General features: G+C 64.6%; 12 protein-coding genes. 5 read left to right on the forward strand and 7 right to left on the reverse strand.

Translation table 11 applies throughout. From position 1 onward, the window contains the following. Positions 1-54: 54 nt before the first annotated feature. From FXV83_RS39475 to ygfZ, 4 genes are all read right to left on the reverse strand, one after another. Positions 55-561, reverse strand: coding sequence for a tyrosine phosphatase family protein (locus FXV83_RS39475; RefSeq protein WP_148745451.1), 507 nt, complete (start codon positions 559-561; stop codon positions 55-57). Positions 562-694: 133 nt separating this feature from the next. Then, a complete protein-coding gene (locus FXV83_RS39480; protein WP_148745452.1) occupies positions 695-1,312 on the reverse strand; it encodes a YfbR-like 5'-deoxynucleotidase in 618 nt (205 codons plus the stop codon). Then, complete coding sequence (locus tag FXV83_RS39485; RefSeq protein WP_148745453.1) at positions 1,309-1,935, reverse strand: DNA-3-methyladenine glycosylase I; 627 nt, start codon at positions 1,933-1,935, stop codon at positions 1,309-1,311. Before FXV83_RS39485 ends, FXV83_RS39480 begins: the two co-directional genes overlap by 4 nt. Then, on the reverse strand, positions 1,932-2,813 hold the full coding sequence (gene ygfZ, locus FXV83_RS39490; RefSeq protein ID WP_148745454.1) for a CAF17-like 4Fe-4S cluster assembly/insertion protein YgfZ: 882 nt from the start codon (positions 2,811-2,813) through the stop codon (positions 1,932-1,934). Before ygfZ ends, FXV83_RS39485 begins: the two co-directional genes overlap by 4 nt. A 101-nt stretch (positions 2,814-2,914) precedes the next feature. Between ygfZ and FXV83_RS39495 the strand changes: the two genes are divergently transcribed. From FXV83_RS39495 to FXV83_RS39515, 5 genes are all read left to right on the forward strand, one after another. Then, on the forward strand, positions 2,915-4,249 hold the full coding sequence (locus FXV83_RS39495; RefSeq protein WP_148745455.1) for a dihydroorotase: 1,335 nt from the start codon (positions 2,915-2,917) through the stop codon (positions 4,247-4,249). A gap of 162 nt (positions 4,250-4,411) precedes the next feature. Continuing rightward, complete coding sequence (locus tag FXV83_RS39500) at positions 4,412-5,281, forward strand: sulfurtransferase (protein ID WP_148745456.1); 870 nt, start codon at positions 4,412-4,414, stop codon at positions 5,279-5,281. A gap of 63 nt (positions 5,282-5,344) precedes the next feature. Next, a complete protein-coding gene (locus FXV83_RS39505; protein WP_148745457.1) occupies positions 5,345-6,046 on the forward strand; it encodes an RNA polymerase sigma factor in 702 nt (233 codons plus the stop codon). A gap of 88 nt (positions 6,047-6,134) precedes the next feature. Next, entirely contained in the window at positions 6,135-6,656 is a 522-nt protein-coding gene (locus FXV83_RS39510; RefSeq protein ID WP_187436477.1) for a DUF4142 domain-containing protein, read from the forward strand. Positions 6,657-6,665: 9 nt separating this feature from the next. Continuing rightward, entirely contained in the window at positions 6,666-6,986 is a 321-nt protein-coding gene (locus FXV83_RS39515; protein WP_430648977.1) for a cupredoxin domain-containing protein, read from the forward strand. Between the two features lie 53 nt (positions 6,987-7,039). Here FXV83_RS39515 and FXV83_RS39520 read toward each other — a convergent pair whose 3' ends face one another. The 3 genes from FXV83_RS39520 to FXV83_RS39530 all read right to left on the reverse strand — a co-directional run. Further along, on the reverse strand, positions 7,040-7,306 hold the full coding sequence (locus FXV83_RS39520; protein ID WP_148745459.1) for a hypothetical protein: 267 nt from the start codon (positions 7,304-7,306) through the stop codon (positions 7,040-7,042). 271 nt (positions 7,307-7,577) lie between these two features. After that, positions 7,578-7,955, reverse strand: coding sequence for a TIGR02301 family protein (locus FXV83_RS39525; RefSeq protein WP_148745460.1), 378 nt, complete (start codon positions 7,953-7,955; stop codon positions 7,578-7,580). Positions 7,956-8,008: 53 nt separating this feature from the next. Beyond that, positions 8,009-8,288: NUDIX domain-containing protein (locus FXV83_RS39530; RefSeq protein ID WP_148745461.1), on the reverse strand; the 280-nt coding region annotated here is incomplete at its 5' end.

Here is an 8,288-nt window from a genome sequence, read left to right on the forward strand (position 1 = left end):
CCGCAAGCGGGAGAGGGGGCTCAGTCCCGACTGGGCTACAATTTGACTCTCGCCTCATTCGAGCTCGATCACGAAGGGGCGGCCCTCGACCATCATGGCGCCCGGGCCCATTTCGTCGAGCGCGCGCAGCATGCGGCCGTTGCGACCCAGCGCACGGTCGGCGAGGCCGACGATGCGCCGGTTCGGCGAGGCGATCGGCGAGGCCGCGCGGATCCTTTTCGCGATCTCGATCTCGTCGCGATTCGGATTTAGTGCGCACACGGCGGCGAATGCGCTCGCGGTGGAGCGGCTGATGCCCGCGAAGCAATGCACCACCAGCGGCGCGCCGCGGTCCCAGCCGCGCACGAAATTCAGCACCTGATCGATATGCGTTTCCGACGGCGCGACAAAACCCTCCATCTCCTCGGTGATGTCGTCCATCGACACCTTGAGATGGTTGGCCGGCAACACCGACACCGGCCGCGCCACCTGCTCGACATTGGCCATCACGGTCAGCACATGGCTGGCCCCGGTAAGGCGGACAGTTTCGGGAAGCGCGGCGAGGGAACAGACGTGGATCATAGGGGACCTTTTTGGCGGTGATTATAGCGAGCCCTCGTAGGGTGGGCAAAGCGAAGCGTGCCCACCACTTTCGTCGCAATCGCGAAAAGGTGGTGGGCACGGCGCAAGAGCGCCTTTGCCCACCCTGCTGAACCTACGCAAACACCGCGCTGAATCGCTCTAAAAACTGCTTCTCGGCCCGCGCCGCCGTCCAGGGCGTCAGGTAGTCGCGGCGGACGCTGTCGGAGAGCCCGGGATCGCGGCCGAACAGGCGTTTGGCCTCGGCGTCGCTGAAGCCGGCGAGTTCGGTTGCCTCCAGATAGGCCGCGCCGCGGTCGGCGGCCTTGATCTGTTGGGTGATTTCGTCGGTCAGCACCGGCGGCAGCCCGAAGCGGATATGGATCGCGCCGAGCAGCCGCTTTTCGACCGCCTTGTAGTGACCGTCGAGAACGGCCTTGAACGGCGAGATCATATCGCCGATCACATATTCGGGCGCATCGTGCAGCAGGGCGGCGAGCCGCACCCGCTGATCGACGCGCGGCATCTCGTGTCGCATCACGGTCTCCACCAGCAGCGTGTGCTGCGCCACCGAAAAGATATGTGCGCCAGTGGTCTGCCCGTTCCAGCGCGCCACCCGCGCCAGCCCATGCGCAATGTCGGCAATCTCGATATCGAGCGGTGAGGGATCGAGCAGGTCGAGCCGCCGTCCCGACAGCATGCGCTGCCAGGCGCGGGATGGCACGTCGCGCGCGGCGGTCTTCTTCGCCGTCATTTGACTTTGAGGCGCGGCTTGCGCTGCGTCTTGCCGCAGCTCGCGTGGCAGTGGCAGTCGACGAGGTGGTCGTTGACCATGCCGGTCGCCTGCATGAAGGCATAGACGATGGTCGGACCGACGAACTTGAAGCCGCGCGAGGACAGCTCCTTGGAGATCTGCACCGAGAGCGGCGTCGAGGCCGGCACGCTTGCGGTGGTCTTGAAATGGTTGATCTTGGGCCGGCCGTCCATAAAGTCCCACAGCAGCTTCGAGAAGCCCGGGCCCTTCTCCATGATGTCGAGATAGGATCTTGCGCTGAGGATCGCGCCGTCGATCTTGGCGCGGTTGCGCACGATGCCGGCATCGTTCATCAGCGCATGGACCTTCTTCGCATTGTACCGCGCGATCTTCTCCGGCTGGAAATCGTCGAACGCTTTGCGGAAATTGTCGCGCTTGCGCAAGATCGTGATCCAGGACAAGCCGGCCTGGAAGCCGTCGAGCATCAGCTTTTCGTAGAGCGCGCGGTCGTCATATTCCGGCACGCCCCATTCGGTGTCGTGATAGGCGACGTAGAGCGGATCTTCGCCCGGCCACGGGCAGCGCGTCAGGCCGTCGGCATGGAGGCTGGGAGCACGGCTCATGCGATAGGCTGCTTGGCTGGAATGCGCACGACGTCAGGTTCCGCCAGCTTCAAGGCAAGGCCGCCGGCGGTGAGCGGCTGGCCCGCGTCGAGCGCATCGGCGACGCGGTCGATGCGCACCAGCGCGATGCCCCTGCCGTCGGCGGTCGAGCCGATGGTGCCGACCGGCTTGTCGCCGGCGAGGATGGTGGCGCCGGCCTCGGGCGCGGCCCCTTCGAGCAGCACCTTGACGCTGCGGGTGCGCGCGGTGCCGCGATGCTGCATGCGCGATACGACCTCCTGGCCGACATAGCAGCCCTTGTCGAAATCGACGCCGGCAAGACGATCCATGTTGGTCTCGTGCGGGAACGCATCGCTGTACATGAAATCGAGCCCGCCGCGCGGCACGCCGAGTGCGATGCGGTGGGCCTCGTATGCAGCGGCGTCAACGAGCTCGGCACCGATGAGATCGGACAGCTTCTGCTTGAGATCTTCGGGAATCAGGATGCGGTAGCCGAGCTCTTCGTTGCGCGGGTCGGCGAAGCCGAGGTCCGGCTGGGTCGCGAGCTTGCCGTCCCAGGCCGCGAGCACGCCGAGCTCGTCGGAGAGGTTCTCCACAACGACCTTGGCACGAAGCTTGTAGAATTTCAGCTTGGTGGCGAGGGTGTCTGCGAGCGCCTTCGGGCAGTCGATCAGGAACCCGCCGCCATGGCCCGCGGACGCCTCCGTGATCAGGAAATCCACGGTGATCTTGCCCTGCGGCGTCAGCAGCGCGCCGAATCGCCCCAGGCCCGGCTTGAGCCTGTCGATGTCGGTGGTGACGAGGCCGTTGAGGAAGTTGCGCGCATCCTCGCCCGCGACCTTGACCACGCCCCGGTCGGGAAGAAACGCTGATTTCATGCGAAAATCTCTTGCGACATGTTGCTCCGGAACGTAAGCCCGCAACGCATAAACGACAAGACCTCGAGCCCTGCGCTTGGGGATGAGAGGGGCCTTTTGCCATGACCCAGCGTTTCGACGTCATCCTCAAGGGCGGCACCGTGGTCAACCAGGACGGCGAGGGTGTCCGCGATATCGGCATTGCCAATGGCCGCATTGCCGAGATCGGCGCGCTGTCGCAGGCCTCCGCCGCCGAGGTGATCGACTGCAAGGGCCTGCACATCCTGCCCGGCGTAATGGACACGCAGGTGCATTTTCGCGAGCCCGGGCTGACGCACAAGGAAGACCTCGAAACCGGCTCGCGCAGCGCCGTGATGGGCGGCGTCACCGCCGTGTTCGAGATGCCGAACACATCGCCGTTGACCGTGACCGAGGCCGAGTTCACCGACAAGGTGAAGCGCGCCCATCACCGCATGCACTGCGATTTCGCTTTTTTCATCGGCGGCACCCGCGAGAACGTGCAGGACCTGCCCGTGCTGGAACGCGCGCCCGGCTGTGCCGGCGTCAAGGTGTTCATCGGCTCCTCGACCGGCGCGCTGCTGGTGGAGGACGACGAAAGCCTGCGACGAATTTTCCAGGTGATCCGCCGCCGCGCGGCGTTTCATGCCGAGGACGAATATCGCCTCAACGACCGCAAGTCGTTGCGCATCGAGGGCGATACCCGCTCGCACCCGGTCTGGCGCGACGAGACCGCGGCTCTGATGGCGACGCAGCGCCTGGTGAACCTTGCGCATGAGACCGGCAAGCGCATCCATGTGCTGCACATCTCGACCAAGGAAGAGATCGAGTTCCTGCGCGACCACAAGGATGTCGCTTCCTGCGAGGCGACGCCGCATCATCTGACGCTGGCCGCGCCCGAATGCTACGAACGGCTCGGCACGCTGGCGCAGATGAACCCGCCGGTGCGCGGGGCCGATCATCGCGCCGGCATCTGGCGCGGCATCGAGCAGGGTATCATCGACGTGCTTGGCTCCGATCACGCGCCGCATACGCTGGAAGAGAAACAGAAGACCTATCCGGCCTCGCCTTCCGGCATGACCGGCGTGCAGACGCTGGTGCCAATCATGCTCGACCACGTCAATGCGGGCCGCCTGTCGCTGGCAAGGTTCGTCGATCTCACCAGCGCCGGCCCGGCGCGCCTCTACAACATGGCCTGCAAGGGCCGAATCGCCGCCGGATACGATGCCGACTTCACCATCGTCGACCTCAAGCGCAGCGAAACCATCACCAACAAATGGGTTGCCTCCAGGGCCGGCTGGACGCCCTATGATGGCGTCCGCGTGACGGGGTGGCCCGTCGGTACCTTCATCCGCGGCCGCCGCGTGATGTGGCAGGGCGAACTGGTGACGGCCTCGCAGGGCGAGCCGGTGCGGTTTCTGGAGACACTGAAGGCGTAGCCGTATCACTGTCGAAGGGGCGCGATGTCTCCCCACACTCGTCATTGCGAGCGAAGCGAAGCAATCCAGGCCGCCGCCGCGGAAAGATTCTGGATTGCTTCGCTTCGCTCGCAATGACGAGGGGAGAGGTCTACACGTCCTCTCGAACGGGAGAGCAGTCCGATGTCCCAACCATCCCTCCTCATCACCACCGAACAACTCGCCGCCATGCTCGGCGATCCCAACCTTCGCCTGTACGACTGCACGACCCACAACGAGCCGGTGCCGCCGGGCAGCGACGTGCCATATCGCGCAGTGCCCGGCGACAAGACGTTCGGGGCAGGTCACATCCCGGGCGCCGATTTCCTCGACCTGCAAGGCGAGTTCTCCGACACTTCCGCGGGGCAGTTCTTCATGATGCCTGGTGTGGCCCAGTTAGAGGCCGCCTTCGGCCGCCACGGCCTCGATGCATCCAGGACCATCGTGCTCTACAGCATCGGCACGATGATGTGGTCGACGCGGTTCTGGTGGATGCTGCGCTCGCTCGGTATCGAGGCGCAGGTGCTCGACGGCGGTTTCGACAAATGGAAGGCTGAGGGGCGGCCGATCGAGACAGGCGCACCAAAGGGTTATCCGGCGACGAGCTTCAAGGCCGCGCCGCGCGCAGGTTTTTTCGTCGACAAGAATACTGTCATGGCGCGGATCGGCGATCCCGCGACCGCAATCGTCAATGCGCTCGGCCCGCAGTTCCATCGCGGTCTCGAGCCGAGCCGCTACGGCCGGCCTGGCCGCATTCCCGGCAGCGTCAACGTTCCCGCCGCGACGCTTGTGAACGCCGACAAGACGCTGACGTCGCTCGCAGATGCGGAAGCGAAATTCGCGAGCCAAGGGATCACGCGCGACAAGGACGTGATCTGCTATTGTGGCGGCGGCATCTCGGCGACGATCGATTTGCTGCTGCTGACGCAGCTTGGCTACGACAAGCTCACGCTCTACGACGCCTCGATGGGCGAATGGGCGAGGGATCCGGCGCTGCCGATCGAGACGGATTAGGGGATCGCCGGGAACGTTTTTCGCGAACATGCATCCAATCTCCGAAAAGCTGGAGACGCGCCCGTGACCCCCATACATCGCACCGCAACATTTCCGGTCCTTGAGGCCGGCGCGCCCGAGGCTGAACTGGTTCGCCGCGCGCAGGCCCGTGACGAGGCGGCGTTGCGCGCTATCATGCAGGCCAACAACCGCAGGCTCTATCGGCTCGCCCGTGGCATCTTGCGCAGCGACAGCGAGGCCGAGGATGTGGTGCAGGAGACCTATGTCCGGGCATTTACCAATCTCGACGGCTTTCGCGGCGAATCCAGCCTATCGACCTGGCTGTCGCGCATTGCGATCAACGAGGCGCTCGGCCGCGTACGCAGTCAGAAGCCGCATGTCGAGTTGGGATCGGTGCCGGAGGCAACGCTCGAAGCCCAAATCATCCAGTTTCCCCTCTCGTCCGCCGCAGGCGATCCGGAAAAATCCATGGCCCAACGTGAAATCCAGCGCGTCGTCGAGCACGCCGTCGATGAATTGCCGGACGTGTTCCGCATGGTCTTCATCGCGCGCGTGATGGAGGGGATGAGCATGGAGGAGACGGCCGAGCTGCTCGGCGTCAAGCCCGAAACCGTGAAGACCCGGCTGCATCGTGCGCGCACGATGTTGCGCGAAAACGTCGAGAAGAAGATCGGTCCGGTCGTGATGGATGCCTTCCCGTTTGCCGGCCAGCGTTGCGAGCGCCTGACTGAGGCCGTGCTCAAGCGCCTCGGTGGCGGCGCGTAGTTTTTCGGGAACGTTCGCGCGCAATTGTCATCCAACCCTGTGCAAGCAAGCAGCCGGGAAAACTCCGGCACCACAGGAGTATCAAACCATGTTCGTCCGATGGAGCGCGGCGATCGCTGCGGTCGCTCTTTTGTCCGGCCCTGCGCTCGCGCAAGGCACCAAGCCCACCGATCCGCAGATCGCACATATCGCCTACACTGCAGGTGTGATCGATATCAACGCCGCCAAGCAGGCGGTGAAGAAAGCCAGGAGCAAGGACGTCAAGGCGTTCGCCGAAGACATGGTGCGCGACCACGAGGCGGTCAACAAACAGGCGCTCGCACTGGTCAAGAAGCTGAAGGTCACGCCCGAGGACAACGACACCAGCCGCACGCTATCGAAGCAGGCGAGCGACAAGCTTGCCGAGCTCGACAAGCTGAAAGGCGCAGCCTTCGACAAGGCCTATGTCGAGAACGAAGTCGCCTACCACAAGACCGTCAACAACGCGCTGGAAACCCAGCTGATTCCCTCTTCCAGCAATGCGGAACTGAAGAACCTGCTGCAGACGGGTTTGAAGATATTCCAGGGCCATCAGCAACACGCCGAGCATGTCGCGGCCGAGCTGAAGTAGGGGAGGGATATGATGCCGGGACGGTTGTCTTCGACCGTAACAGCGGTCGTCTTCGCAACGATGGTCGTCCCGGCGCACGCCGCGACGATTCAGATCACGATGGAGAATCTGGAGATATCGCCGGCTGAGGCTTCCGTGAAGATCGGCGACACCGTCGAGTGGATCAACAAGGACGTCTTTGCGCACACCGCAACCGCCAAAGGCGGCGACTTCGACGTGGGCCTGCCGGCAAAGAAATCCGGGACGACGGTCGTGAAGAAAGCCGGGATTGTGGAATATTACTGTCGCTTTCATCCCAACATGAAGGCGACGCTCAAGGTCGTACCGTAGCATTCCCGATCGTGTCGAGAACATCTCCCGGTCGTCGCCGGGCCAATGCGCGCCTACTGCCTGGAGATTCCGACGGAGAACTCGCCGTTGCGGATGCGGCCGGGGAAGCCCTCGACGAATTTCGCCACCGCGTCCTCGCCATAGGTCCCGACGAGCTCGGCGAGCGCCGCGAACAAGCTCGCCTGCGCCAGGCAGTCGCCATCGACGCCGTCATGGCGCGCCTCGGCCCAGGCCTCGTTGAGATAGCTCAGCGCGGCCTGCTTCTGCTCGTGATCGGGCAGCGGCGCGCGGGCGGGGGCGTAGGACACTGGATGGCTCATGAAACTCGACAGGGCTGGGGCGCGATCCACGGCGATGCGCTGTGCGAGAGGTGTAGCACGCGTATTAACCTCCGCTAGGCCACATCTTTAAGAACGGTTAATGGCAGTGGACAAAGACGATGTCGTGGTTCCATCTGCGAGTTCGAAGGCCTGTTCCTCATGGTGAGGAGGCGCGCCAGCGCCGTCTCGAACCATAGAGGCCGCGCTGCGGCAGCGGGGCCTGCATCCTTCGAGACGCGCGCAAAGCGCGCTCCTCACGATGAGGGGGCGCTTAGTTCGCGTAGCGCGCCGTGAGATCGCGTGAGATTTTCGAGCCTTCCTCAATGTAGCGGCGGACTGCGACGGTCGCCGCCGGCGTGCAGCTCCGGTAGGTCTGCTGAAAGCCGTTATAGCCGCGGTTGAAGCTCGCGATCATGCGGGTGCGGCGCTCGCCGGAGGGGGTTTCGGCGTCGATCAGCGCCTGCATCTCGCTGCGCCATTTGTTGCCCTCGTTGGCCCCGCAGATGCCGCGCAAATAATGCAGCCCGCCGAGGATCTCGGCCAGCCGCTGCAGATCGCCGTCAAACGGCGCCGCTACGTCCTGAGCCCGGGCGGGCACGCAGGCGCAGGCGAGAAGCAGGGCAAAAATGGCCAGAAATCGCGTGGACATCGGCCGGTGTATGCCTTCTCGAGGCGGTGGACGCAAGGCGGGGCGGAATGACCTCAAGGCCCTATCAGCCGCGCGGCCGACTCGATCACCTCCTCCAGCCCCCCGGTCAGCCTGAGGTCACCGAGGCTCGCCAGCTCGTTCGGGGCGATCCAGCGGTAATCGTCGAGCTCGTCGTTGAGGACCGGCTCCCGGGCCACCCAGCGGGCGGCAAAGGACATGATCAGGTAATGGCCGGCGCCGCCCGTGGCGGGCAGCACCTCGCGCCAGCCGGCGAGACCGATGATCTCGATCTCGAGCCCGGTTTCCTCGTCGACCTCGCGCGCCAGCGCCTGG

The sequence above is a fragment of the Bradyrhizobium hipponense genome (assembly GCF_008123965.1).
In the GTDB taxonomy this organism is placed as follows: domain Bacteria; phylum Pseudomonadota; class Alphaproteobacteria; order Rhizobiales; family Xanthobacteraceae; genus Bradyrhizobium; species Bradyrhizobium hipponense.